A 26,421-nucleotide genomic window follows, 5' to 3' on the forward strand; every position below is an offset into this window, starting at 1 on the left:
GGTATGGAGGAAGTATGGAAGGAATGTCACGCCTGAACCTGGTGGGCTCTTCACCGGCTTTCCAGCAGGTATTGCGCAGCCTGCACCGCTTGGCGGAAGTGGATGCCACCGTACTGATCGGCGGCGAAACCGGCACAGGCAAGGAGTTGGCGGCACGCGCCTTGCATTACATCGGCCCGCGCAGCGGCCGGCCATTTATTCCGGTCAATTGCGGCGGCCTGTCGGACAACCTGCTGGAAAGCGAGCTGTTCGGGCACGAACGCGGCGCCTTTACCGACGCGCGCCGCAGCAATGCCGGCCTGGTCAGCGAAGCGCAAGGCGGCACGCTGTTCCTGGACGAAATCGATACACTCAGCCCCCGTGGCCAAGGCAGCCTGTTGCGGTTCCTGCAGGACAAGAGTTATCGTCGCGTGGGCGCCAGCAGCCAGAATTACGCCGATGTGCGGGTGGTGGTGGCCAGCAATGCCGATCTGCAAGCCATGGCGCAGGACAGGCAATTCCGCAAGGACCTCCTGTACCGCCTCAATGTGCTGCATATCCAGATGCCGCCGCTGCGCGAGCGTCCCGGCGATGCCGTCGAATTGGCCCGCCTGTTTCTGGTGCGACTGTGCAGCCGCTACCAAAAGCCCGACAAATATCTCCACGAGGATGCCTTGAGCTTTATTCAGCGCTACGACTGGCCCGGCAATGTGCGCGAACTGGAGAACCTGATCCATCGCGACTTCCTGCTGTGCGACGGCGATGCCCTGCGTTGCATCGACGCTTGCCGGCAGTTGCTCCCGCAAGCATTGAACGGTGCCGATCGCAGTTGCTTCAGCGAGGCCAAGGCCGATGCCATCGCCGACTTCGAACGGCGCTTTGTGCGCGAGCTGCTGGCACAAGCCGGCGGCAGTATCACCCAAGCGGCCCGGCTCGCCGGCAAGGACAGAAGCGCATTCGGCAAACTGGTGCGCAAGTACGGCATTGCCGAACCATTGAACGGGCTGTCGCTGGGTTGAGGCGCCACCGTTCTGCCTCCCTCCCACGGCGCCCGGACGGCTCGCCTGCACGGTTGCTCATCCGGTTGGAACCGGCCCGATGAGCGACGACGCCCTGATACAAACCCTGGCGGACGCCATCAGGCGCTATGTGCGGTTGCGGCCCCATGCCGCCGATACGGTCGAGGGCATCCACCGCTGGTGGATGGACTGGGACGACGGCGAGCAAGCCTGCGAATCGACCGAGCTGGCCTTGCAATGGCTGGCTGCCCAGGGCGAGATGGAATGTGTTGTGATGGGTGGGCGGGAGATTTGGCGAGCCACGTCGCGTTGAGCATGCCTGACTTCCGAGGGACTGAAGTCCCCGTAACTTTTCTTCCTCTCTAGCTGCATTCCTGTTTTCCGACCTACGCCCCTTCGGCTGATCCCCAATCGTATACGTAGTCCAACACGTCTTGCGAGAGCCGGATCGTCAGCGCGACCGGCTGCGCGGTAGATATTCGAGATTGCCCCGAGGCAGCGGCAAGCGGATGGGTAGGAAATCACCCGCGCGCGGCCCGATTCTCCCCACCCCCCAGCACCTTGCCTGGTGCGGTTCCGTAGTACCTCGTGCGGAAACCAGGCCTTTTCGACGGGTGTTTATTGTCCCGCCCTACCTACTTGGTAAATAGAAATAATCAAATAAATCAACGATATGCGATTGCGTAGCAACTGGCATGCCTCTTGTATACATCACCCCGGTCGCAAGCCTGCCCACGCCCTTACGGTCGCTTGCTTGCACAGCGTGGTACGGCCGCTTCGTGCGGTATGGCCACCTTTACCAGTCTGGCGCGCCCGTTATGGCCGCGTCGCGCGTGATGTGATGTTTCAGTAAACGGGAGCGGAGAAACCATGTTGGGAAGCATCCAGGACAAGTTGCTGCGGGTTCGTCCACCGCGTGTACGTATTACCTACGACGTCGAGACGGGTGGTGCGCTGGAGAAGAAGGAGCTGCCATTCATCGTCGGCATCCTGGCCGATCTGTGCGGCGACTTTCTGGCCGAACCCCTGCCGGTGCTGAAGGAGCGGAAGCTGATCGAGATCGACCGCGACAACTTCAACAAGGTGCTGGAAGGCATTGCGCCGCAGGTGAAGGTGGGAACCTTGCCGAATGTACTGCCGGGCGGTACGGGCAATCTCAGCGGCATGCTGGTATTCCAGAAGATGGACGATTTCAGTCCGGTGCAGGTGATCCAGCAGGTCGCGCCGATGCGGGCCTTGTATGAAGGCCGCGCCCGCATCCGCTTCCTGCAATCGAAGGCGGAAATCGCCGACCGGCTGGCCAAGTACCTGGACCTGGTGGTCGATCTGGGGCCGGAAGGTACGGCCGCCCGCACCGAGTTGGTGGGCCTGTTCGACCCGGCCGTGGACGACCCCGCCAAATGGGGCCAGGTAGCGCCCACGGGTGCCTTGGCCGAGCTGATCGGACCGGAGGGTCTTAATCTGGACCCGGAAGCCAGCGCGACCCTGCTGGAACTGATGGGCCAGTTCGCCGTGGATGTCGCCGCGCCGCTCAGCGAAGCCCAAATGAAGGGTGCTGCCGCCCTGATCGATACCCGGGTGGCCGATATCGACCGCGCCCTGGGCCTGCAATTGGATGTGATCATGCACTCGGCCGCTTTTCAGCGGCTGGAGGCGACCTGGCGTGGCCTGCATTACCTGGTGTCGCGGACCGAGACGGGTGCGCTGCTCAAGCTGCGGGTGTTGAATGCCTCCAAGAAGGATCTGCTCGACGACCTGACCAAGGCGGTCGAATTCGACCAGAGCGGTCTGTTCAAGATGATCTACGAGGCCGAGTACGGCACCTATGGCGGCCAGCCCTTCAGCATGCTGGTGGGCGACTACGAGTTCGGCCGCCATCCGGAGGATATGCTGCTGCTGGCCAAGCTTGCCGAAGTGGCGGCTGCCGGCCACGCGCCTTTTATCGCCTCGGCCTATGCCAAGCTGTTCGACCTGGACAATTTCGAGAGCCTGGCCAAGCCGCGCGATCTGCAGAAGATTTTCGAGAGTGTCGAACTGGAAAACTGGCGAGCCTTTCGCCAAAGCGAAGATTCACGTTATGTGACATTGGCCTTGCCGCGTGTATTGATCCGGCTCCCTTATGGCCGCGATACCTTGTCCTGCGAGGGTGTCAATTACGAGGAAAACGTCGGCCGGATCGATCCCAGCCAGGCTGGCGACGATGCCCGTCTGATCGCCCCTGCGTCCGGCCATTTCCTGTGGGGGAATGCCGCGCTGATCCTGGCGGAACGGATTACCAATGCCTTCTCGCTCTACGGCTGGACCGCCGCCATTCGCGGGGTGGAGGGCGGTGGCCTGGTGGCGGGACTGCCGGTCTACACCTACAAGAGCGACGACGGCGATGTCGAGATGATCTGTCCCACCCAGGTGGCCATCACCGACCGGCGCGAGAAGGAATTGAACGACCTGGGCTTTATGGCCATCTGCCATTGCAAGGGCACCAGCAAGGCGGCCTTCTTCGGTGGCCAAAGCACCAATCTACCGAAGAAATACCTGTCCGATGTCGCCAATAGCAACGCCCAGATATCGGCCATGCTGCCCTACATACTGGCCGCGTCGCGCTTCGCCCACTACGTCAAGGTGATCATGCGCGAGAAAGTGGGTTCCTTTATGACCCGGGGCAATGTGGAAGCCTTCCTGAACGGCTGGATCGGCCAGTACGTGCTGCTGGACGAAAACGCCGCGCAAGAGGTGAAGGCCGCCTATCCGCTCAGCGCCGCCAAGATCAGCGTGACCGAAGTGCCCGGCAAGCCCGGCAGCTACAAGGCCACGCTATTCCTGCGGCCGCACTTCCAATTGGAAGAGCTGACTACCTCGATCCGCCTGGTGGCCGAATTACCGGCATAGGCCGGACCCGACGCTGAACGGCATGAACCACCCAGTTTATAAAGGACACCCATCATGGATTTAATCCTGTTGCAACCCGGCGACCCCTCCCTTTTCTCCAAGGGCGCCGATCCCAATAGCTGGGATAAGGGCGGCAGTTTGATCGATGTATCCGCCTGGAAAGAGGTCGGCGGCGAAGTGGACGACACCCTGAAAGGCCTCAATGGCACCCTGGCGATCGAGCTGGTATCGGTACACCAGGGCATCAAGCAGCAGATGACCACCGATGTATCGAATTCGGCGCGGACCTCCGGCCGTCCGGTCGTGACCGAGTTCACCTGCGTCAAGTATGTGGACAAGCTGTCGGTGAAATTCTTCGACCTGTGTCTGCGGGCCAAGCCCATGGGTGCCGGCAAGGAACAGCCCACCATGATCCATATCATGCGCAATTCCGGCGACAAGACCGCGAATATCCTCACCATGGCCTTGCGTGACGCCATGATCAGCGAGATCCAGTTCCAGTCCAATCCGGACGATATGCCCACCGAGCAGTTCAAGCTCAATTTCACCGAAATCCTGTGGAAATACACCGTCCAGCGGGCCGATACCGTGACCGCCGGGGTGGTGCCGGCCGGCTGGAGTATCGCCCGCAACCGGCCTATCGGTGGGTTCACCGATTAACGCAAGGCAAGCCGGTGAAAGCATATGGCTTTTCTGTTCGAGCGCCTGGCGGCCAACGGCCGGGACGACATCGATCTGCGCCAGGCGGTGCTGGACCAGCTGGATTGGCTGGTCGGTAGCCGCGAATGGCTGGCCGAGCAGAGCGGCCAGGCCCTGATCGATATCGTCATGCCGGAGCCGCCCGGGCTGGCGGCCAACGGTACCGACCTGGCCCGCTATGCCCAAAGGCTGCGGCGCTTGATCGCGCTGCACGAGCCACGGCTGCGGAATATGCAGTTGCGGCTGGAACCGACCGGGCGTGCCATGTCGCCGTTCCGGGTGGTGGTCAGCGGCAACCTGGCGACGGATGGGCCTGAGCAGATGCTGTATTTCGAGCGCGACGCGGGACCTAGATAGGCTAGGCGGGCGTACGCGACAGGGGGGAGTGGCATGCGTGCGGCAAGCGATTTCCGCGATTATTTCGAAGCGGAACTGATGCAGTTGCGTGAACAGGCGGTGGCGTTCGGAGAAGACAATCCGGCCGCCGCCCATGCCCTGGCTTTAGGGCAGGGCCGCTCCGGCGATCCGCATATCGAATTGCTGATGCAGTCCTTTGCCTTTTTGACCGGCCGGCTGCGCCACCAGCTGGACCGCGACAAGGCGCTGTTGCCCAATGCCTTGATGGCACAGCTTTACCCGCACCTGGCCGCGCCCATCCCCAGCCTGACGGTGGCCGAGCTGGCGGTACGGGCCGATGCCGCCAATTTCACCGCGCCGGTGGTGCTGGAGCGGGGCCGCGAGTTTCATGCCCTGGCCAAGGATGACGATGGCCGTGCCGTGCGCTGCCGCTTGCGCAGCTGCTTCAGCACGCCGCTGGTGCCGCTGGAGGTGGTCGAATTGGGCATGGTCTCCACCACCGCCTATGACCTGGGCGATGCGCCGGAAGTGCATTCGGTGCTGAAGCTACGCCTGCGTGCCATCGGCCCGGAGCCTATGTCGGCACTGGACTTGTCGCGTCTGCGTTTCTACCTCGATATCGAGAATCCCCAGGTCTGGCGGCTGTATGAATTGCTGGCGGTCCACCTGGCCGGCTTGGCCACCCTGCCGGCCGGTGGCGGCGGCAAGCCGTGCCGCAAGCCGGCCGGCGCACTGCGCTGGCTGGGTTTCGGCGAGGACGAGGCGGCCCTGGATACCGACCTGGTTACCCATCCCGGCTATCGGCTGGTGCAGGAGTATTTCGCCTTCCCGGAAAAATTCCTGTTCTTCGAGCTGGATGAGCTGGATTTCAGCGCTGCCGGAGCGGAGGCCGAGGTGCTGTTTCTGCTGCGCAGCAGCGTGGACAAGACCCTGGACCCCGGCCAAAGCGCCATGCGTCTTAACTGCGTACCGCTGATCAATCTGTTTATGCAGCGGCTGGAGCCGGTGGCGCTGGACCATCGCCATTACGAGTACCGGCTGAGCGGCGACCATGCCCATCACCGCTATACGGAGATCTATCGGGTCGAGTCCCTGCAAGCGATCCGGCCCGGCGAGGCAGCCCGTCCCATCGCGCCGTATTTCGCACTGGATGGTTTCGGCAAATTGGAGCGGCAGGACTACTTCTACGTGGTCCGCCGGGTCGAAAGCCTGTTGCGCGGCGTGCCGGGTACCGAGTGCTACGTGTCCTTCCTGGATATGGGTTTCGAAACCCGCCGTCCGGCCGACGAGACGCTGGGTGGCCGGGCGCTGTGTACCAACCGGCGCCTGGCCGAGCAGCTGCGCTTGGGAGACCGGCTGCAGCTGGAGGGGCCGGGTCCCGTCCAGGCCGCCACCGTGGCGGCCAAACCCACGCCGCACCAGACGCCCGCGCTGCTGGGCGGCCAGCCTTGGGCGCTGATCTCGCAATTGCTGCTGAACCACCTGTCGCTAAGCGGCGGCGCCGAGGCGATGAATGCGCTCAAAAGCATGCTGGGCCTGCATCTGGGCCGCGCCAGCCTGGTGGGCGCCAAGCAGATCGACAGTTTGAGCGGCCTGCGCACCCGTCCCATGGTCAAGGACCTGTACCGCGACGGCCGGCATGTGCTGGTCGAAGGTTTGGCCATCACGCTGAAGATCGATAGACAGCGCTTCGAAGGCGGTAGCCCGGTGTTGTTCGCCGATCTGTTGCGGCGGTTTTTCGCGCTGTACGCCAGCGTCAACACCCTGATCGAAGTCAGCCTTGAAACGCAGGATGTCAAAGGGAAGCTCAAGACATGGCCAGCCATGGTTGGCGCACAAACCGTCCTCTGACCCGCGAATTGCGCGAGGACTGCGCCGGATTCGATTTCTATCAGCTGGTACGCCTGCTGCTGCACGAGCGGGGCGCCGGGGGCGACCCGTTGGGCGCCGCGCTGGATGCGCAGCTGTGCTTTCGCGCCAATCTGGAACAGGGTTTTCCCGGCCAGGAGGTGCGCAATGTCAGCGAACCGGGCGGTTCGGCCGGGCGGCTGCGCATAGAAACCGGCAATTATGCGCTGGCCGGCTACCTCGGCCCGCTGCCGGAAGCACTGGTCGAACAGATGCTGGCGCGCATGCGGGCAGGCAGCCACGCCATGCCGCGCTTTCTCGATCTGTTCAACCACCGCCTGAATGCCTTGCGCTACCAGCTCAAGGCGGCGCCACGGCTGGGCTTGAATCTGCTGCGGCCGGAGCGCACCGAACTGGCCGCCATGCTGGCCGCCCTGATGGGCATGGCGGCGCCCGGCCTGGCCGAACAGATGCCCTTGCCGCGCCGGGTCTGGCTGGGCTTGGCCGGCTTGCTCGCCGATCCGCGCCGCAGCGCGCCGGCGCTGACCCGGGTGGTCGCCCGCTTTATCGGCGCGCCGGTTGAATTGGAGTCGCTGCTGGGCGCCTGGCGTGACCGTTGCGATGAAGATGCCACCCGCTTGGGCCGCGCCTGCCACGGTCTGGGCAGCCAGACGCGGCTGGGCCGGCAAGCCTGGCTGCCGACGGCGCGGATCAGGCTGACCTTGGGCCCGTTGGATTACACCCGCTACTGCTGCCTGTTGCCCAAGTCGCGCAGCAACAGCAGCGATGTGCACCCGCAGCTGTGCGGACTGCTGCGCTTCCTGCTGGAACGGCGGCAGGATTGCTGGATACGGCTGCGGCTGGCGCCCGGCCAGGCGCCGGCCGCCACGCTGACCGCGCGCGAACGGCGGCTGGACCCCGCTTGCGGCATCTATTACGGCCTGCGCCTGGGGCAGACCGCCTGGCTGGCGGGCCCAACGGATGGCGAGCGGACGGCGGAGTTCCTGGTCCCCGCGTATGGAGAAACCTGAATGCGGCAGGCAGCAACGGCACCCACGGGATCTTGGCCCGTAGCAACGATTAAGAGGATAGTCACATGAACGCGCCCTTGGATACGACGGGCATCACCCGCATCGAAGTGGTCGACGCACCCGCGCTGTTCCTGCATCTGGCGATCTTTATCGACAATCGCCAGCTGATCGGCGACGAGACGTTTCGCCTGGTCAGCTTCACCGGCAACGAAAGCGTGTCCGAGCCGTTCGAGTATCAATTGGAACTGCACGGCAACGACCAATGGCAGGCCGACCCGCAGCGCAAGGCACGGATCGAAACCCTGCGCTTCGATAGCCTGATCGGCAAGCCGGTCACCTTTGCCGTGGGTCTGCCGGATATCAGCGACGATCCGCCCACCACCGCCATCATGCGCTCCAGCCTGCGCTTCCAGGCCGCGCTCACGGGCGGTTCGACCGCCGGCCTGTCGCTGTTCAACGGCATGGTGGCGGCCTTTGCCATGGCGGGCCCCGGGGTCTATCACCTGACCGTGCGACCGGCCTTGTGGCGGCTGACCCTGGCCAATCGCTACGAAATCTATGACGACCGCAGCGTGGCGCAGGCGGTGGTCGATGTGCTGGCCTATCACCATATCGTGCCCGACATGGCGGCGGTGGATGGGCTGGCGACCGCGCGCAGCCAGGATTGGCTGCAGGCCGGCGAGTCGGACTATGAGTTCCTGCGCCGGCTGATGGGCAAGGCGCATCTGTATTTCTATTTTCGCCATGGTGCGCGTGGCCATGAACTGGTGTTCGCCAATCGGCCCGATTATCCCGACCAGGTGCTGCCGGGCCAGCCGCTGCGCTACACCTTTACCGATACCGACGCCAACGGCCTCGGCCAGTTCGATGTGATCGGCGATTACCGCTACCAGCAAAGCCTGGGCATCAGCGCCGTGCATACCGTCTTCACCCGCCAGTACCAGGCCTGGCAGGTGGACGGGGTACCGCCCATTCTGCAGTTCGATGCGCCGCCGCATAGCGCCGAGGCGGGCGACCAGGTGTTCATGCAGCACAAGGTCTATCAGTACGGCAACGACAAGCTGGCCGCCGAGCATTTCGCCCGCATGACCATGCAAGCCAGCAGCACGGCGGCTAGCCAGTTGAGCGGCGGAAGTTTTTGCGCCCTGTTCCGCGCCGGCTTCCGCTTTTGCATGAGCGAGGCCGATCGAGCCGATTGCCAGCCTTCGCCGGTTCGGCCCAGCCTGGAAGGACGGCCTTTCGTGCTGACCCGGGTCGAGCACGAGGCCAGCCAGGACGGCGGCTACCGCAATAAATTCGAAGCAACCGAAGCCAGTGGCCTGGTGGCGGCATTTTCACTGGCCGATACGCAGCAGGGTTCGGTGCTGGCGGTGGTGGTCGAGCACGCCAGCGAACGGGTGCCCAAGAGCTGGAAATACTACGAAAAGGGCGACTTCGATCCGCAGACGCAAAGCTATCTGGATAGCGCCAGCGACCAACGCCAGGTCAAGGCGCAAGGCGTCTACGTGCGACTGGCCACCGATGCACCCGCCACCCGCCGCTGGGTCAAGCTGGCAGCGCATATGCAGACCGCACCCGAGATCGGTGCGCAGGTCATCGTCAGCCGCGCCAACGACGAATCCGAGCTGCCCGAACTCCAGCAAGTGGTGCAGGCCGGCGGCAACAAGGTGGTGACGCCCTCGACCTGGACCGCCGATACCCGGGTGGGCAGCGGCTACAGCACCCGCTACGGCGATGGCATCAGCCTGGGTTTCGGCGCCGGTTCGGTCGCCGACCTGGGCAAGGCCGTGAACATCGCCAGCGGCGCCTACGAGACCGGTCGCTTCCGCGATGCCGGTTACAACCAGGGCGCCAATTATGGCTTCTCCACCTCGGAAAGCACGGCCGCTTCCGCCAGCCAGGACCTGGCCGCGACCTACGGACCCTACCAGTCGCACGCCGACGATCTGTTGTCGGTCAACGAGTCCTTCGGCTCCAGCTTCAGCCGCAGCGTGGGCCAGGTGCAATCCGGCATCGCCCAGCACGATATCAGCTACAACGACAGCCATTTCGGCCAGACCGAAAGCCTGACCAAGGTGGATCGCACCGCCCGCTCGTCCTCTACCCATGGCGGCGACGTCAGCAACCGTACCGTGATGCAGGCCGACAGCTACAACTTTACCCAGGTGGACGGCAAGTCCACCTCCGAGACCACCCATAACGGCAAGCTCAGCAGTACTACCACGGTCAATGCCGATACCTCCAACCGCACCGAGCATTTCGGCAATGTCGACAACTTCACCCGTATCAGCCAGGTCAGCACCTCGCGCAATGAAATCGGCGTGCAGAGCAATAGCAGCGCCATCGGCGTAAGCAACAGCAACGACGTCATCGGCGCCAGCGTCAACGTCAACCTGACCGGCGCCAGCAGCCAGACCGGCATGACCGGTATCAGCAGTTCGACCCACCTGGTCGGCGTCAGCGACAGCACCAGCCTGACCGGCGTCACGGATGCCTGCAATATCACCGGCGTATCGACCCAGCTATCGCTTACCGGCGTGGAAGACAAACTCAATCTCTACGGCATTTCGTCGGAGATTTCGCTGGGCGTGATCGGCTACAGATACCAGGACGAACTGCTCAAACCCAAGATGGAGCAAGAAGGTCCCACGCTCAAGCTCCTGTCGGCCTTGTTGATTATCCTGTGAGGCCGGCATGAAGATCGTCAAACCCGCCAGTCTAGGCCTGCTGCAACGACCCTACCGCTACCAGGGGCAGGATAGGCTGGCCATCGCGGCACTGGGATTTTTCCCGCTGGGCCGGCCGACCCTGCGTTTCCTGGACGAGGCGGCGCAATGGCGGGCGGTATTGGCCGCCTTGCCGCCCGGCAAGCCCATCGATGAATTGTTCGCCATGCCGAACGGCCAGTTGCTGCTGGCCGGGGCCGCCTATGCCCCCGGCGGCGTGCCGGTGGAAAGCCTGCAGGTCCGCGTCGGCATGGGCGGGGTGGACAAGCGTTTGACCGTGCTGGGCGAGCGGCGCTGGTTTTATGGTCCCTGGTATCGGCAGACCGCACCGCAGGCCTTTGTCCGCATGCCGCTGGACGAAGCGCATGCCTATGGCGGGCCTGGCCATCCGCAAAACCCATTGGGCCGGGGTTATACCGGCAACCCCCTGGCAGGCTGGCTAGGCCGCAATGAGGGCGAGCTACCCAATGTGGAGGACCTGCAGCGACCGGTACGGGGCCATGTGCGGCCCCTGCCGCCGGCCGGCTTCGGACCGCTGGATCCCAGCCGGCAGCCGCGCCTGGGCTGGGCCGGCCAATACGACCGGGCCTGGCTGCTGGATGAGGCGCCCGGTCTGGCGCGCGACCTCGATCCACGCTTTTTCCAGACCGCGCCGGCGGACCAGTGGCAGGACGGACCTTGGCGCGGCGATGAGCATTACCGCCTGGAAAACCTCCATGCCGACCACCCGTTGATAGAAGGCCAACTGCCCGGTTTCGCCGCTCGCGCCTTTGTCCGCGACCAGGCCGACGGTCAGGTACGCGAAGCAGGCATGCGGCTGGATACGGTCTGGTTCCTGCCCGATGCGCTGCTGGGCGTCGCCGTCTTTCACGGCGAGCTGGCGATTACGCATATCGATGGCCTCGACCTGGATGCCGTGATGGTCGGCTATGAACCGCTGGATGCGCCGCGCGAGCCGGCGCACTACCAGGCGGTATTGCAACTGCGGACCGCGCTGGATAGTGCCATTCACCAAGTACTGCGCGAGGATCAGCTGGCGCCTGCCTGGCCGGAGGACATCAAGCAGGAGCGGGCCGCGCAGTCGGCCGCGCGCCTGGCTGCCCGGCGCGAACGGCGCCAGGCACTGCGCGACGAGTATCTGGCCGAAGCGCAGGCGCAGGCGGGTGTGCAACCGCAGCCGGCCCTGCCGCCGCTATTGGCGGAATTGGCCGAACTGGAGATCGATTTCGAGGCGATCGCCACTGGTGAAGCCGACACGGCGGCCTTTATCGCCCAGGCCACCGAGCTGGCGGAACGCGCCAAGCGGGAAGGCGAGGCGCGCTTGGCCGAGCAGGCTGCCCAGCAAGCGCCGCCGGCCCCGCTTGATCCGGAAGAGGAACGGCGGCGTCGCTACGCACGTGCCGCGGAACCGGCCTGGGACCTACTGGGCGAGCCGGCACCGCCCGGTCCCTTGAATGCCCAACTGGATCATGCGCTGGGGCAGGGGGCGCTGACGCCGCGGCAGCACGCCGCCGCACTGGCCGGCCAGGCCAGGCTGCCGGCCTTGCGGCGGCAGGGGCGCTGCATGCGCTTGCACGCCGCCGAGCCGGCGCCCTCGCCGGAACTCGCCGCCTGGCTGGGTGGCCAGGTACGGCAATGGCGCTTGGCCGGCGTGCCCTTGGTGGGCCGCGACCTGGCTGGCGCCGACCTGGCCGGCATGGATCTGCGCGGCGCCGATTTGCGCGAAGCCTGCTTTGAGCGGGCCGATCTACGGGGTGCCCAGCTGGCCGGCGCCGACCTGCGCGCGGCAGGGTTCGCCGGTGCGCAACTACAGGCGGCCGATCTGCGCGGCTGCCGCCTGCAAGGGGCCAATTTCAGCGACTGCGAGGCGGCGGATGCCTGCTTCGACGATGCCGACCTGAGCCGGGCACTGGGCCTGGGCGGGGATTTCGGCGGCGCCAGCTTTCGGCGGGCCAAGCTGGACGATGCCTTATTCCGCCAGGCCAACTTGACGGCGGCGTCGCTATGCGGTGCTTCCCTGGTCCGCACCTTGCTGGCCGAAATCCGTGCCGATGCCAGCCAGTGGCAGGGCGCCAAGCTGGTGCAGGCCATTCTGATGCAGGCGCAACTGGCTGGCGCCGATTTCAGCGGAGCCGAACTGCAGCGGGTGGTGCTGCTTGACGCTGTCCTGGATGGCGGCTGCTGGGAAGCCAGCGGCCTGGACCGTTGCGTTGCCCTGGGCGCCAGCGCGGTGGGTTTGCGCGCGGCCGGCATGCAGGCGCGCGGCTGCGGCTGGCGGAAAGTGAACTGGCAAGCGGCCGATCTGCGTGCGGTTCGCTTCGTCGATTGCGATCTGGGCGAGGGTGATTTCAGTGGCGCGATACTGGCGCACGGCCTGTTCGCCCGCTGCCTCTTGCACGGTGCGTGCCTGCAGGACTGCCAGGCACAAGCGGCCAATTTTCTGCAGGCAATGTGCCGGGGCGCGGATTTCCGCCGGGCCGATCTGCGCGATGCCAGCTTGCGCCAGGCGGTCATGGATGGCGCCGATCTGCGCGGCGCGCAACTGGCTGGCAGCCTGTTGGATGCCGTCGTGGTGCAACGACTGAACCACCGTTCGGAGGCGATCGCATGAGCACCCTGTGGGACGATATTGCCCGCGCGCGGCGGCTGTGCCGGCCCCTGCAGCACTTGCATCTGCAGGGCTGGCAGGCGCGGGGCCGCAAGCTGGCAGACCTGGCGCTGCAAAAATGCGATTGCGCCGATGCCGATCTGCGAGAAGCCGATCTGGCCAGCAGCCAATGGATAGAGTGCGATCTGCGCGGCGCCGACCTGCGGGGCGCCCGGCTCAAGGCAACCCACTTCGTCCGCTGCCGCCTGGAAGGCGCACGCTTCGACGGCATCGTCAGCGATCACGCCGGTTGGATCGATTGCGATCTGGCGGATAGTAGCTGGCAAGCGGTCGAGCTTAGCCAGGCAAGCTGGATGCAGTGCCGCTTGCATGGCGCCGACTTCAGTCGCAGCCAGCTAACGCGCTGTGCCTTCGCGGCCAGCGAGGCCCCGGCGCTGGACCTGTCCCATGCGCGCTTGCGGCAAAGCGCGCTGAACGGCCTGGACCTGAGCGCGGCCCGCTTGCAAGGCCTGGCCGCCGATACCGTGCTGTTCATGGCCTGCATCCTGCGGGACCGTGATCTGGCTGGCTTGCAACTGCCGCGCTGCAATTTCGACGGCGTGGATTTTGGTGCGGCCAATCTGCGGGGCGCCGAGCTGAGCAGTGCCAATCTGCATGCCAGCCGCTTCGATGGCGCCTGCCTGGAGCAGCTCAACGCGCCCAACGCGCTTTTCCTGGAGGCCGATCTACGCGCTTGCAATCTGACCGGCGCGCGACTGGACGGCGCGCTGTTTGTGCGCGCCCGGCTGAGTGATTGCGATTTCCATGGGGCAAGCATGTGCCAATCGGTTTGGGACCACGGCCGGCTAAGCCGCCTGGATTGGCGCGAGGTGCTGTTCGACCATGCCCGCTTCGACCATGTCCGCGCCATCGGCGTGGATGCCCGTGGCGCGCGTTTCGACCACGCCAGCCTGCACGACGCCCAGTTCGACGACAGCGACTTCACCGGCGCGCGGCTACGGCACGCGCGTTCCACCGACCGCGACCTGCTCGCGGCACAGCAAACCCTTTTGAGTCTGGAGTCGACATGATGACCGCTACCCGTCCCCATCGCCTGCCCGTGGCGCCTATCCTCCCCATCCTGCAGGAAGCCGGCGTGGCGCTGGCCCTGGGCGAAGGCAGACTGTTGCTGGATGACGGCGGGCAAGCCAGGCAGGCGCTGAGCTGCCTGGTCCGGACCGAGCCGGGCGACCGGGTGTTGTGGCTGGCTGGCCGCGATGGCGAACGTTATGTGCTGCATGTTTTGGCAAGACCTTCCGGCAGCAGCCTGCATATCGAACCGGCCGATGGCGGCGACCTGACCGTGGCCGCCGTCGGGCTCACGCTGCAAGCCAGCCGGCAGTTGTCGATGACCAGCCTGCAGGATGCCGAGCTGAGCGCGGCCGGCGGCCGCCTGACCCTGGCGGGGCGCGACGTGAGCCTGAATGTGCTGGAAAGCCTGCTGAGCAGCGCCCGCAATATGGTGGGACGCTGCGAGAACTGGTTGATGACGGCCAAGGGTCTGGGACGCCTGCATGCCAGACAGACGATGGTGACGGCGGACGAGGACATCCGTGCCGACGCCGAACGCATCAGCCTGGGTTGAGGCGCGCCATGTTCGCCAATACCAATCTCGGCGTGCTCAACCTGGGCTTTCCCGACGTTTGCCTGACGCCGCCGCTGGCGGTGCCGGTGCCTTACCCCAATCTGACATTCTCGGTCACGCATGTCCCATCGCAATTCAACATCCTGATCGGCGGGGGGCTGGCCGAGAACCTGCTGACCCAGGGCACCGTCAGCCTGGGCGATCTGGCCGGGGTATTGACCGGCGTGGCTTCGGGCACCGTTGCCGGGCCGGACCGCCCCGTCCTCGGCAGTATCAAGGTGCTGTTCGGTGCAGCCTTCGCCACCCGCCTCACCACCCTGACCATACAGAACAGTACCAATACCGTCGGGGTATCGCTGACGCCGGCGCAAATCTGCGTCTTGCTGCTGAGCTGACCGCCATGAAGCCATCCATCGCACTTCGCCAGCATCCCTTCTACCAGCGCCTGGCCGGCTCGCTGCTCTGCCTGGTGCTGGCCGCCTGCGGCACCGTGGCCGGCTGGATGGGCTGGGATGGACCGCCCAAGGCCCAGCTGCGCCAGCTGCGCGTGGTAGCCGAAGCGGACGCCAACCAGGACAGTGCCATCCGCCTGGACCTGGTGCTGGTCTACCAGCAAGGTGCGCTGTCCATGCTGCCGGATACCGCGCCGGCCTGGTTCGAGCGCAAGCAGGCCTTGCTGGACGGCATGCCGGCCGGCATCGAGGTGCTGCAGCTGGAACTGCCGCCGGCCACCTTGATCGAGCGGGTGGCGTTGCCGGCCGGGATCAAGCGCGCCTTGCATGTGCGTGTCTACGCCGACCACCGCAATCCGAAAGGCCAGCACGTGGTCGAGCTGGGCACCAGCCGCTCGGTCGAATTGCGGCTGCGGGCCGACGATATGCGCTTCCAACCCTTGCCCTGAGTGACCGCCATGGACATCTCCGCCCCGTTGCCCGAAGCCATCCAGTGGTCCGAAGGCATGCTGCTGTCGCCACAGCATCTGCAACAGAACGATATTTATTGGCAAAACCAGCTGCGCCATCAATTGATGGCGGTACAGCCGTATTACTGGGGCCTGGTCGCCTTCGACTATGACGAAAGCGCGCTGGCCGCCGGCCGGGTACGCATCGAGCGGCTGCACGCGGTGATGCCGGACGGCCTGGTGGTGCAATACCCCGGCAGCGACGGCCAGCAGACCCTGGTGCTGGATCTGAAGCAGACCGACTGGAGTGGAGAAGCACCGCTACGCGTCTATCTGGCCGTACCGGTGCGCGACAAGGGTGCCGCCAGTGTCGGCAGCCCCATCCAGCGCTTCGAAGCGGTGCCCGGCATGCTGGAGGTGGACGACAACACCCTGGAGAACCGTCTGGCGGTGGGCCGCTTGCGGCCGCTGCTGTCCCTGCAGGCCGGTAGCCGCATTCCGCCCCGCTATGTGCTTTGCCCGCTCCTGGAAATCGTCCGCGATGCCGGCGGCCATGACCGGCTGGGACCCTATCAACCGCCGCTGCTGCGCATGTGTGCCGGCGCCTTCCTGGGCGAAGATTGGCTGGACCGGCGCATGTGCCGGCTGGTGGACGCATTGCGCGCCAAGATCCGGGATCTGGTGGGCGGCCGGCGGGTGGACGATCCCCTGGCCGGCCTGGATCAGGAATCGCGCCAGCAGCTGTTCGTCGCGCGCCATCTGGCTGCCATGCTGCCGTTGTTCGAACTGCGCCTGCGCAGCGGCGTGGCCCACCCGCACGATATCTACCTGGCACTGGCGGCCATGGTGGGACAGCTGGCGGCGCTGGGTACCAATCCATCGCCGCCGGTGCTGGATGCCTACCGGCACGAGGATAGCCGCGCGGGTTTCCTGGCCGCGCTGGACTTTATCGAAGCGCGCTTGGGGCTGATCAGCCCGCCTTTCGAAGCGATGTCGTTCGAACGGGTATCGCCCGGCTGCTTCCGCCGCTCGCTGCCGGCCGATATGCGCACCGACCGGCTGATCATCGAATTGCGGCCACGCCAGGACCAGGCCCAGAGCGCCTTGCGGCAATGGATGGCGCAAGCACGGGTGGGCAGCGAGACGCTGATGCCGGTGCTGGCACAACGGCGCCTGCCGGGCGCCAGGCTGGTGCTGCTGGATCCTCGCCGGGCCGGTGGCCTGAACGTCTCGGATGGCGCATTGCTGTACGAATTGATCAACCAGCCGCTCGATCACCAGGACCGGCGGGTGGATGTGATGCAGGCAGGCCAGCCGCTGATGATCCAGGGTCCCGCCGACGGGGGAGGCCCGCGCGAAATCGTACTGCATCGCGATCGCGCCACACCTGCCGGGCCACCACTCCTCACACCCGAGCAGGAGATAGACGCGAATGCATGACGCCAACTGGTCGAACGGCCTGCTGATCGCCCGCTTCGCCGAATTCTACGAGGAGGTGGCCCTGTGCAAGCAGGCGATCGCCGACGGCCGGCTGGCACTGCTGTTCGGGGGGGCACTGCCTGCCCAGGCCAATGCCCACGACCTGGCCACCCTGGTCAGCGGCCGGCTGGCGCAAAAACTGCAGGCGCAGAGCCGGGAGGTGCAGGCCACCGGCACCGAGGCGGAGCAGCGCGCCTATCGGGTGGCGCAATTCACCATGGCTGCCCTGGCCGACGAGATATTCATCCTGGAAGTGAACTGGCCGGCCGGTGAGCACTGGCTGTCGCATCTGCTCGAACAAGCGCTGTTTCGCCGCCACCAGGCCGGCCGGATGTTTTTCGAACTGCTGGCCGATTTGCTGCGCGGGCGCGGGCGCGGCCAATTGCAACTGGAGCTGGCGGCGGTGTTCCTGCTGGCATTGCAGCTGGGCTTCAAAGGCGAGTATCGCGGCCGGCTGGGCCAGTCGGCCCTGGCCGAATACCGCCAGCGCCTGCTGCGCTTTATCGCCGCCCGCCGGCCGTCGGAAGAGCTGGCCGCACCGGCCTTTCCGCAGGCCGCCGCCTACACCCTGAGCGATGCGGACGATCGCCGCCTGGCGCCGCTGACGCCCTGGTACAAGGCGGTGGGCCTAGGTTTGCTGGCCTATCTGCTGATATCCAGCGCGGTCTGGTTCAAAGCCCTCTTGCCGCTTACCGCCCTGCTGGGCACCTTGATGGGGAGTCCGCCGGGATGAACCTGAGTTTCGATTCGACCGCGCCGGCCGGCCTGGACGGGCTGCTGTCGCCCCTATTGCTGCTGGCCGTCGCCGCCTTGCTGGTGGTGCTGGCCGGCTGGCTGCTGCTGCGGGCCCGCCGGCCGGTCATCCTGCGCGCGGCGCCAGCGGCGGCGGCGCCGGCCGCATCCCGGGCGGAAACCGCCGCGAAGACCGGTCCGGGTGGGCCCTTGCGCTGGCTGGACAGTGCCATGCAGGCATTGCGCTATCTGAGTACGCGGCGCGAATGGCGCTACCACAGCCCCTGGGTACTGCTGCTGGGGCAAACGGGCGCCGGCAAGTCCAGCCTGGCCCTGTCCCTGCAGGATGGTCGCCGGGAGGCCATGTTGCTGCGCGAGCGGCAATTGCCCCTGGCCGGTACCCACTGGCATTTCTGTAGCGGCGGCGTGGTGATCGATCCACAGGGCAGCCTGCTGGAGGCCGAGCCGGACAGCGCCGAGGGCAAACGCTGGCAGGGTATCCTGGCCGCCATCGATGGACGCCGGCCGGAACGGCCGGTGGATGCCGTGGTCCTGACCATAGCAGCCGACTACTTGTTGAGCGCTGACGCCGTCGCGCTGCAAGCCCTGGCCGAACGCTGCTATCGGCAACTGTGGCAATTGCAGAAGCGTTTCGAATTTGTCCTGCCGGTCTACCTGGCCATCAGCCGCTGCGACATGATCACCGGCTATACGGCGTTCTGGCGGGCCCAGCCGGCCGAGCGGCGGCAGGTTTTATGGGGCTGGTCCAATCCCTCGCTGAATGACCACGAAGAAGCCGATACCCTGGCCAGGCTCGTATTCGAGGAAATGGCCACCTGCCTGCGCCAGTTGCAGCTCGAAGCTGCGGCCGGCAGCGAGCAGATTGCCGAAGCGGACGATTTCTTCCTGTTTCCGCAGCGCTTCGGCCAGTTGCGCCGGCCCCTGGCAGGCCTGCTGGCGGTGTTGCTCAAACCCAGCAGCTACCACGCCAGCGTCTATTTCCGGGGCGTCTATTTCAGCGGCAGCCTGGCCGCCGCCGGCACGCCGTCCGGCGCGCCGACCGAGCAGGTGGACTTTGCCAACAACTTGTTCGTCGACAAGATCTTCCGCGAGCGCGGACTGGCCCGGCCGGTACGGCAAAGCATCTGGTCGCGCAACCGCCTGATCAAGCGCGTGCAATTGGGGGCCGTCGCGACCTTTCTGCTGCTGTTTGCCGCCCTGGCCTGGAGTACCGTGCGGCTGGAGGATCAGGCCGAACAACTGCAGAGCGCCGTCGCCACGGTCGCGACCGTCAGCCGCCAGAGCCATGCCAGCGGCCGTTGCGTCTCGCGCGCCGCGGTATCGCAGGTGTTGGAGAAAATCAGCGCGATCCGCACCAATATGACCTACCCGGCCGTACCGGCTTCCTGGTTCGACTCGCGCGTGGTGCAGCAGGAAGGCCAATGGTTGGCGAAAAAAGCCTTTCGCGATGTCCTGATGCCCGGCCTGGCTTGCCGACTGGAAGAAGAGGCCCGCCTACTGGCTGCCTACGATCCGGCCCAACAGAGCGATACCTTGCTGACCAGCAACTCGGTCGGCGCCGCCCGCGGCGCCTTTCGCAGCTACGTATTGCGGGTGGTGGAGCTCGAGCGGCAGATCGCTGCCTTCAATGAGCTGGCACGGCTTGGCGAGGATGACGACGCGCAGCGACAGGCGCTCGAATTCGATGCGCTGCTGCTGTACGCCTACCAGACTCCACCGCCGGCCGCACTGCGGCATCGCGACAGCATCTATTACACCGCCATCATCCATGTCGAATACGACAAGCCGCTGGATCTGCCCGATGATTTCAAGCATGCGGTGTCGGCGCGGATACTGCAGATCGCCACGGGCATGCAGAAGCAGTTGCTGAGCCGCATCGAGCTGGGTGGCACGCTGCTGGCCGAGCTGGATCGCGGCAACATCGAAACCGCCGACGGCGTGGCCGGCTTCCAGGACTGGCTGGGCTGGATGCGGGCAAACTGGCTGGAAGGTGCCAAAAGCGGCAATCCCTGCCACAGCATCGGCAGCCACCTGGGCGTACAGATACGCCGCCTGCGCGAACGGCATGGCTACCCCGTCGATCTGGAGCGGGCCGCCGAAGAATTCGACGATCGCCGCTGCTACCAGCCGGCCCGCAGCCGCATCGAAGCCTTGCGGCTGGCGCCCAAGGGCACCTTGTTCACGGCGCGCGGCAGCGCCTACGAGCTGAATCCGGCCGTGCATGCCGATATCTCCGGCTTCTCCGTGCTGCAGCAACTGCCCATCATGCGCATCCGGCCGCGCCGGACCTTCAATTGCCAGGTCGCGCTGGCCGGTTGGCGCGATGAGCAATTGGGCCAGGCCAGCACCTATCTGCGCGAATACCAGCAATTCTCCCTGACCCGTAAATTGAACCGCGAAGATGCCGCGCCGCTCTACGACCGTTTGGCGCGGCGGCAATTGCAGGCTGTCCTCGATGACACCCTGGTCGAGGCGCAACGCACCGCCACCACCGGCGGCGAAACCGATGCCGAAGCGCTGGTGGCCGAGCGCAGCGCCGCCTTCGGCCGCCAGATCGATCCGCTGTTGAAGCTTGGCGAACAATTGCAGGGCATAGGTTATGCCGACGGCGCCAATCGTTTCAGCCGCTGCGGACGGGACTATGCGGGCGATATGCTGGCGCGGATCGATACCCTGGCCGATGCCAGCCGGCTCTACCAGGCGGCACCGGTACCAGCCCCCGCAGCGGGCATGGCCGAGCCGGGCGGCGTACGCAAGCTCTACCAGATCGGCGACCAGGCCGAGGTGCGCGACTATCTACAGAACCAGCGCGACCGTACGGCCGTACTGGCCAATTACGCCGATCCCTTTGTGCGCTTTCTGGAACGAAGCGGGACGCTGGCGGCGGTCGACCGTCCCGTCGGCGCGGGACCGGGCTACTGGCGCGGTACCTTGAGTGAACTGAAGCGCCTGAACGAGGGCAAGGACGGCACGGCCGCGCTGGGAGAATTGGAAGGCTTCTTCGGCAAGACCCTGGCCGTGCTCGACTATGACAACTGCGCCGCCCTGCTGGGCAAGGCCGCATCGGCCGGCAACGGCCTGGATCTATTCAGCCAGCGCCGCCGCGCGCTGGCCGGGCAGAGCCAATGGCGCTGCCAGGATCGCCGCGAGGCGGAGGCGTATGAGCGCTACCGCGTGCTGGCCAACCGCTTCAACCGCGACCTGGCCGGGCGTTATCCCTTTGCCGATCTTGCCGCCCGCGATCTGGACCTGACTGTGGCACGCCAGTTCTTCCGCGACTATGCCGACGAGCGCGCGCCGCTGCACCAGGCCATTGCCGGACTGAAGCCGGCCCGCTGGAGCGAGATCCGCCAGTTCCTCGACCGGCTCGACAAGGCTGCCGACTTCTTCGCCCCCAGCCTGGCCGCCGCCGATGCCAGCCGGCCATTGCGCCTGGAGGCCGGCTTCCGCGTCCTGCCCAAGCTGGAGCGGGGCGCCGAACAGCTGATCAACTGGCGGCTGGCCGCCGGCGCCGGACAGCTGGATTATCCAGGCAAAGGCCGCCAGTTGGATTGGCCATGGGGCGAAGCCATCGTGCTCGACCTGGCCTGGGCCAGCCAATCCGCCTGGCGGCCTCGCGCCCTGTCGCGCCAGGCCGACCTGCAGGTGGACGGCGTCAGCGCCAGCTTCCCGGCCATGGGCCAATGGGGTGCGCTGCGGCTGATTGCCGCCCACCGGCCGCAACAAGCGCCCGCGCAGGACCCGCTCGACCCCAGCCGCAATATCCTGGAATTCGTCGTGCCGCTCAGTGACGGCGGCAACCCGCCACAGTCCACCGAGGCACGGGTCTATCTCGCACTCGGTCTTTCCGTGCTCGACCCACGCAACCAGCAGGCGCAAGCCCTGGTCGTGCCGCGCGAATGGCCACGCGCCGCGCCGCTGTATTGGTAACAGGATGGAACCCATGCGTCCCGAACTTCTTCAGCAAGCGCAGCAATTCTTCCAGCGCCGGCTTGGCATTCCGCTGGAAGAGCTGCTGCTGCCCATAGACAGCGAACGTCCCAGCGGCAAGTCGGTCCGCGGCAATGGCGTCTACACCGCCATCCGCGAAGCCCGCCGCGAAGATGATGCCAGCCTGCCGCTGGGTGCCTGGGCCTACGAGCTGAAGCAGGCCGATTGGGACAAGGTCAGCGACCTGGCCGCGCATGCACTGGTCAGCAAGAGCAAGGATCTGCAACTGGCTGCCTGGCTGCTGGAAGCGCAAATCGCCATTGCCGGCTTCGAAGCCATTCCGGCCGGCATGCTGCTGATGCAGTCGCTGTGCGAACGCTACTGGGACACCCTCTATCCCCGGATCGATGAGGGCGACCAGGAATACCGCGCGAATATCCTGCGCTGGGTCAACGAAAAGCTGTTGCCGCAGATACGGCTGCTGCCCATCAGCAGCAGCGGACGCGGTTCGCGCGAGTATGGCTGGGCCGACTACGAACAGGCCAAGCGCAATGAGCAGATCCGCGCCAAGGGCCGGCATGGGCAGCACGAAATCGAAGGCGTGACGGTGCAGGAGTTCCAGGCGGCCATGTCGGCCACCCCCACCGAGGCCCATGGTGCGCAATATCGTCTGCTGGTCGATGCGCTGGAAGGCATCGAGGCATTGGCCGCCAGCCTGGACCGGCTGTGGGGAGAAGAAGCCCCCAGCCTGAACGGGCTGGCCGGTCTGCTTGAACAGATCCAGGCGCTTACCGCCGGCGAGCTATACAAGCGTGGCGTGCGCCTGGGCGCCACGCGGCGAGACGAGAAACCGGCCGCCGACATCATCTCGGCAGCAGCCGGCGCGGAAAGCGGCAGCGGTGATGGTGGTGGTGGCGGCGGCGCAGCGCCGGGCGGCCCCCTCCGCAACCGTGCCGAGGCATACCAGCAGCTGGCGGTGATCGCCGACTACCTGGCCAGCTTGGAGCCCCATAGCCCGGTGCCCTATCTGGTCATGCGCGCGGTGGAGTGGGGAAATATGAACACCGCCGAGCTGTACCACGAACTTTTCCTTAAATCGGGCGGGCAGCTGAATGTATTCGAATTGCTGGGATTGGAAACCGAGCAGAAATAGGCCGTGGCGACAGTGGACCAGCCGGCCATGGAAAATCAATGGGAGAAACGCGCATGAGAAGATATGCAAATGCAAGATCAGTGGCCAACCTGAGCACTTTCTCCTTTACCGGGCGGCGCGGCTACCGCGCCAGCGTCGACAACAACGGTGCCGTCAGCTTGCTCGAGTCTACCTCCGCCGAAGCGCAACAGCTGGGGCTGCCACTAAGTGCGGTCAACAAACATATCGTCACCTCGCACGAGCCGTTGTCCCCAGTTCAGCAGCATAGCGCCTCCCTGCAAGCCTCCCTGCTACGCAACCCGGTGAAGACCAACACGGTAGGGTTTGTCGATATGACCAATCCGAGTACCGCCCAACCGCAGGGCAATGGATTGAGCCTGCCGGTGGAAAGCGTGTTCGATGTCAGCGGCGGAAAAGTCAATCCCAGGCAGGGCAACAGCATGAAATTCACCTCCAATGGCAAACATTTCACCAATATCGGCAAATAGCCTGCCGCCGCCCCTGCTGGCCGTAGCGGCCTTGGCCTCGCCCGGGCAATTGGCGAGCCTGCTGGCCTTGGCCGATTACGATCCGCGTTTGCTGGCTGCCTTGCCGGCCGATCTCGGCCGACAAGTCGACGGCTGGAGTGTCGAACTGCTGGCGGATTGGCGCGAGGCATTGAGGCAGACCTGGGCGAAGCTGCCGACCGGCGAGGAGCATGCCCACCTGGCGCTACGACTGGCCGACCTGGCCTGGCTGATCGAGGACTGGGGCCTGCTGCGACTAGCCTTGCAACTGGCCATGGCGGAGTTCGACGAAATGCCGGACTGGCTATATGGCATGGCCGTGGCCGAAGCGGCCTGCGGTCGCCTGGCGCAGGCCATGGACTGCCTGCTGCGGGCGCGGCAGCTGCAAGCCGACCATGCCGGCGTGGCAGCCTTATACGCACAACTGTTGCCGCGCCATGCCGCCCAGGCAGCCCTGGCTGTGCAGCCGCGTGCGGTCCATACGGGTTGGCTGCGTCTTGAAACGCTGCATCCTGACCACTCGGCGGCATTTCTATGGCAGTTCCGCGACCCGGCGATCTCCGCCATGGCCGATATGCCGGCCATGGCGGAGATCGCCGAGGTGGAAAACTGGATCAAGGACGTGGAGGCCGGACAGCGCGACTTCGCCGTGCTGCACAGTGAGCATGGCCTGGTCGGCGTCTTCAGCTACAACCACGATCAAGCCGGCCATGCCTTTGTCAGTTTCTGGGTGGGTTGCGACCACCAGGGCCGAGGCTATGCCGGGGCGGCCCTGGCGATGTTGCTGGAGCAGGCACGCGCTGAAGGCATCGTGGCGCTGTACACATCGATCTATCCGAACAATATCCGCTCACGCCGTACCCTGGAGCGGGCCGGCTTCCTGCCGCTGGCGCGGCCTCGCTTGCGGGGGGCGGATGACCAGCTGCTGTTCTATGCGAGCCCTGCCCACGGCGCCGGCTGGCCCGAATTGCGCGCACTCTGTCGTGTGCTGGGCCAACCCTTGCGGCCGATCAAGCCTTACCGGGAGATGGCTTGCCCTTAGTGGCACGGAGAGAGTGAGGGCCGGTATCGGCTATCCCGGACCTTGCCCCTCGCTGCGGGCCGCCCAGCGGTTCCAGCCCGGCCGTCAGCACGGGATGTTGCGGCCCCAGGTGTATCCGCCCCTTTACCCCGGACACCTGTTCATGGCGGCCCACCGCCTGGGCGACGAAACCGCTGCGCAAGCTGTGCCGCAGGTCTTCGTTCAGGCGGGCGGACAACGCCACCTGATGGCGGCGGGGAAGGGGCTGGTCCACCGTGGCCGCCATCGCGCGGCGCGGCGAGGCTTGGTCCATGCCCCATTGCTCCAGGATATGGTGGCGAGGGTTCATATCGGCCGAATAGGCCATGCCCAGCACATTGCGGACGCGACCGCCGTGATCGCTCCTTATCAGCCCCACCATATGGCGATGCTGGCGCAAGCCAAGCTGGAAGGGCAGGGGCATGACAGGCTCCAGGCCGGGGGGATAGACCAGTTTGGTACGGATGGCCGTACAAGGCAAGGAGACTGCCAGGCAGGACCGTATCCCCCACCTGACGACCCCGTGGCATGGGACAATGCCGCCTGTTCCCTTCCTGCCCGCGTCGTCCGCCCATGCTCCAGCACACCATCTCCGATCTTGTCGTTCATAAACTGATCAAGGACCAGCACGGTCCGGCCAGCGTCGAACTACGTGCCGGCACCATGCCGGTGACCGCCTCGGCGCAGCGGCTGATCGATTATCTATGCCACTATTACGCCGAGCGGCTGGGCAAGGGCTACGGCAAGTTCGAAGACGACGAAGACAACTTCCCCATGCCGCGCTTTATCCGCCAGCATGTGATCGAACAGAGCATCGATTTCGCCACCCTGGCGCAATTGATGGTGCAGCATCTCCAGGTTCGGGCGGAACAGGAGCAGCTGGCCAGCGGCGGCTTCGTGCTGTTCGCCCGCGTGCACAACGGTGCGGCGGACTGCCTGATGGTGGCCTTGATCACCGAGGTGGTGGGTACCGCGATTACCAATGGCCTCGATATCGTCGACAGCCTGCACCTGGACATGGGCAATCTGCGGGTGGCCGGCCGGGTCGATCTGACAGCCTGGCAACATGGCGCCGAACGCTATATCAGCTTCCTCAAAGGCCGGGGAGAGGTGGCCAACTACTTCAAGCTGTTTCTCGGCTGCAATGATGTGGTGATCGCCCTGAAAGAGACCCAGAAACTGGTTCAGGGCCTGGGTCAGTTTGCCGAACGGCAGCAACTGCCGCCGGAAGTGCGCGACCAACTGTTGCAGCGCGCCCATGGCTACCTGGACGAGTTGGGCGGCGAAGGTCAGCCGCTCAGTATCGACGCCGTTGCCCGCCAGGTCTGGCCGGAAGCGCCCGAGCGGCTGGAGGCGGCGCTCAACGACGAGAGTCTGGCGCTGTCCACCGGTTTCGTGCCGGACCGCCGGGCGATCAAGCCGCTGGTGCGCTTCAAGGCCAACGCGCCGCAATGGAAACTGGAATTCGACCGTAGCAGCTTACGTTCCGGCGCGGTGATCTATGACAAGCATGCCGATACCCTGGTGCTGTCGAATGTGCCCGAACACCTTAAAAAGGCCCTATTGGAAGGCTAACGTTTGGGTTTGGCTGGCTTTACCGGCTTGGCCGCGGTTTTGGGCTTAGTCGACGCCGCCGGCTTATGCTTTTCGAACAGGGTCTTGGCATCCAGTTTGGCGCGCGACTGCGTACGCATGGCGGCGACATCGTCGTGTTCGATAAAGTAGCCCTCGCTCTGGGCGCGCACCACCAGCTTGATGGCTGCATCGTCCGACAGCTCGTAAAGCTCGACGATCAAGGTTGTTACTTCATCCAGGTATTCTTCGTACGTCATTTTCGATCTGATCCGTCAGGCATGCCAAGC

At 65.4% G+C, this 26,421-nt stretch carries 22 protein-coding genes; 20 read left to right on the top strand and 2 right to left on the bottom strand.

Annotated features, from left to right (window positions below; translation table 11 throughout):
- The first annotated feature begins 14 nt into the window (after positions 1-14).
- The 19 genes from FNU76_RS20225 (at position 15) to FNU76_RS20315 (ending at position 24,541) form a co-directional block, all read left to right on the top strand.
- Entirely contained in the window at positions 15-998 is a 984-nt protein-coding gene (locus FNU76_RS20225) for a sigma-54 interaction domain-containing protein (RefSeq protein WP_144279879.1), read from the top strand.
- Between the two features lie 79 nt (positions 999-1,077).
- Complete coding sequence (locus FNU76_RS20230; RefSeq protein ID WP_144279880.1) at positions 1,078-1,311, top strand: hypothetical protein; 234 nt, start codon at positions 1,078-1,080, stop codon at positions 1,309-1,311.
- 557 nt (positions 1,312-1,868) lie between these two features.
- Positions 1,869-3,884, top strand: a complete 2,016-nt coding sequence (gene tssC, locus FNU76_RS20235) for a type VI secretion system contractile sheath large subunit (protein ID WP_144279881.1) — start codon at positions 1,869-1,871, stop codon at positions 3,882-3,884.
- Positions 3,885-3,938: 54 nt separating this feature from the next.
- On the top strand, positions 3,939-4,544 hold the full coding sequence (locus tag FNU76_RS20240) for an Hcp family type VI secretion system effector (RefSeq protein ID WP_144279882.1): 606 nt from the start codon (positions 3,939-3,941) through the stop codon (positions 4,542-4,544).
- Positions 4,545-4,568: 24 nt separating this feature from the next.
- A complete protein-coding gene (locus tag FNU76_RS20245; protein WP_144279883.1) occupies positions 4,569-4,940 on the top strand; it encodes a GPW/gp25 family protein in 372 nt (123 codons plus the stop codon).
- A 33-nt stretch (positions 4,941-4,973) separates the two neighbouring features.
- Positions 4,974-6,791, top strand: a complete 1,818-nt coding sequence (gene tssF, locus FNU76_RS20250; RefSeq protein WP_144279884.1) for a type VI secretion system baseplate subunit TssF — start codon at positions 4,974-4,976, stop codon at positions 6,789-6,791.
- Positions 6,755-7,819 (top strand): type VI secretion system baseplate subunit TssG, encoded by a 1,065-nt coding sequence (gene tssG, locus FNU76_RS20255; RefSeq protein ID WP_144279885.1) that lies wholly within the window; start codon positions 6,755-6,757, stop codon positions 7,817-7,819. Before tssF ends, tssG begins: the two co-directional genes overlap by 37 nt.
- A 65-nt stretch (positions 7,820-7,884) precedes the next feature.
- A complete protein-coding gene (locus tag FNU76_RS20260) occupies positions 7,885-10,506 on the top strand; it encodes a contractile injection system protein, VgrG/Pvc8 family (protein WP_144279886.1) in 2,622 nt (873 codons plus the stop codon).
- A 7-nt stretch (positions 10,507-10,513) separates the two neighbouring features.
- Entirely contained in the window at positions 10,514-13,156 is a 2,643-nt protein-coding gene (locus FNU76_RS20265) for a DUF2169 family type VI secretion system accessory protein (RefSeq protein ID WP_144279887.1), read from the top strand.
- Positions 13,153-14,223 (top strand): pentapeptide repeat-containing protein, encoded by a 1,071-nt coding sequence (locus FNU76_RS20270; protein ID WP_144279888.1) that lies wholly within the window; start codon positions 13,153-13,155, stop codon positions 14,221-14,223. Before FNU76_RS20265 ends, FNU76_RS20270 begins: the two co-directional genes overlap by 4 nt.
- Positions 14,220-14,777, top strand: coding sequence for a DUF3540 domain-containing protein (locus tag FNU76_RS20275; protein ID WP_144279889.1), 558 nt, complete (start codon positions 14,220-14,222; stop codon positions 14,775-14,777). The genes FNU76_RS20270 and FNU76_RS20275 overlap by 4 nt, the downstream gene beginning before the upstream one ends.
- Positions 14,778-14,785: 8 nt before the next feature.
- A complete protein-coding gene (locus FNU76_RS20280; protein ID WP_144279890.1) occupies positions 14,786-15,172 on the top strand; it encodes a DUF4150 domain-containing protein in 387 nt (128 codons plus the stop codon).
- A 5-nt stretch (positions 15,173-15,177) separates the two neighbouring features.
- The gene (locus FNU76_RS20285; RefSeq protein ID WP_144279891.1) at positions 15,178-15,678 is read left to right on the top strand and encodes a hypothetical protein; all 501 of its coding nucleotides are present in this window, start codon (positions 15,178-15,180) and stop codon (positions 15,676-15,678) included.
- Between the two features lie 9 nt (positions 15,679-15,687).
- Positions 15,688-17,118: a type VI secretion system baseplate subunit TssK gene (gene tssK / locus FNU76_RS20290; protein ID WP_144279892.1), complete on the top strand. Its 1,431-nt coding sequence runs from the start codon at positions 15,688-15,690 to the stop codon at positions 17,116-17,118.
- Positions 17,111-17,890: a DotU family type IV/VI secretion system protein gene (locus tag FNU76_RS20295; RefSeq protein WP_144279893.1), complete on the top strand. Its 780-nt coding sequence runs from the start codon at positions 17,111-17,113 to the stop codon at positions 17,888-17,890. Before tssK ends, FNU76_RS20295 begins: the two co-directional genes overlap by 8 nt.
- Entirely contained in the window at positions 17,887-21,840 is a 3,954-nt protein-coding gene (locus tag FNU76_RS20300) for a type VI secretion system protein (RefSeq protein WP_144279894.1), read from the top strand. Before FNU76_RS20295 ends, FNU76_RS20300 begins: the two co-directional genes overlap by 4 nt.
- A gap of 13 nt (positions 21,841-21,853) precedes the next feature.
- The gene (tssA, locus tag FNU76_RS20305) at positions 21,854-22,993 is read left to right on the top strand and encodes a type VI secretion system protein TssA (RefSeq protein WP_179958214.1); all 1,140 of its coding nucleotides are present in this window, start codon (positions 21,854-21,856) and stop codon (positions 22,991-22,993) included.
- 53 nt (positions 22,994-23,046) lie between these two features.
- Complete coding sequence (locus FNU76_RS20310; RefSeq protein ID WP_144279896.1) at positions 23,047-23,481, top strand: hypothetical protein; 435 nt, start codon at positions 23,047-23,049, stop codon at positions 23,479-23,481.
- Positions 23,450-24,541 carry a GNAT family N-acetyltransferase gene (locus FNU76_RS20315; RefSeq protein ID WP_144279897.1) on the top strand — a complete coding sequence of 364 codons (1,092 nt, stop codon included), beginning with the start codon at positions 23,450-23,452 and terminating at the stop codon, positions 24,539-24,541. The genes FNU76_RS20310 and FNU76_RS20315 overlap by 32 nt, the downstream gene beginning before the upstream one ends.
- Here FNU76_RS20315 and FNU76_RS20320 read toward each other — a convergent pair.
- Positions 24,510-24,983: a hypothetical protein gene (locus FNU76_RS20320; RefSeq protein ID WP_144279898.1), complete on the bottom strand. Its 474-nt coding sequence runs from the start codon at positions 24,981-24,983 to the stop codon at positions 24,510-24,512. The two genes, FNU76_RS20315 and FNU76_RS20320, sit on opposite strands and share 32 nt — an antisense overlap.
- 149 nt (positions 24,984-25,132) lie before the next feature.
- Between FNU76_RS20320 and FNU76_RS20325 the strand changes: the two genes are divergently transcribed.
- Positions 25,133-26,134, top strand: a complete 1,002-nt coding sequence (locus FNU76_RS20325) for a nucleoid-associated protein (protein ID WP_144279899.1) — start codon at positions 25,133-25,135, stop codon at positions 26,132-26,134.
- Here FNU76_RS20325 and FNU76_RS20330 read toward each other — a convergent pair.
- Entirely contained in the window at positions 26,131-26,391 is a 261-nt protein-coding gene (locus tag FNU76_RS20330) for a hypothetical protein (RefSeq protein WP_223879113.1), read from the bottom strand. The genes FNU76_RS20325 and FNU76_RS20330 overlap by 4 nt on opposite strands.
- Between the last annotated feature and the right edge of the window lie 30 nt (positions 26,392-26,421).

The sequence above is a fragment of the Chitinimonas arctica genome (assembly GCF_007431345.1).
In the GTDB taxonomy this organism is placed as follows: Bacteria; Pseudomonadota; Gammaproteobacteria; order Burkholderiales; family Chitinimonadaceae; genus Chitinimonas; species Chitinimonas arctica.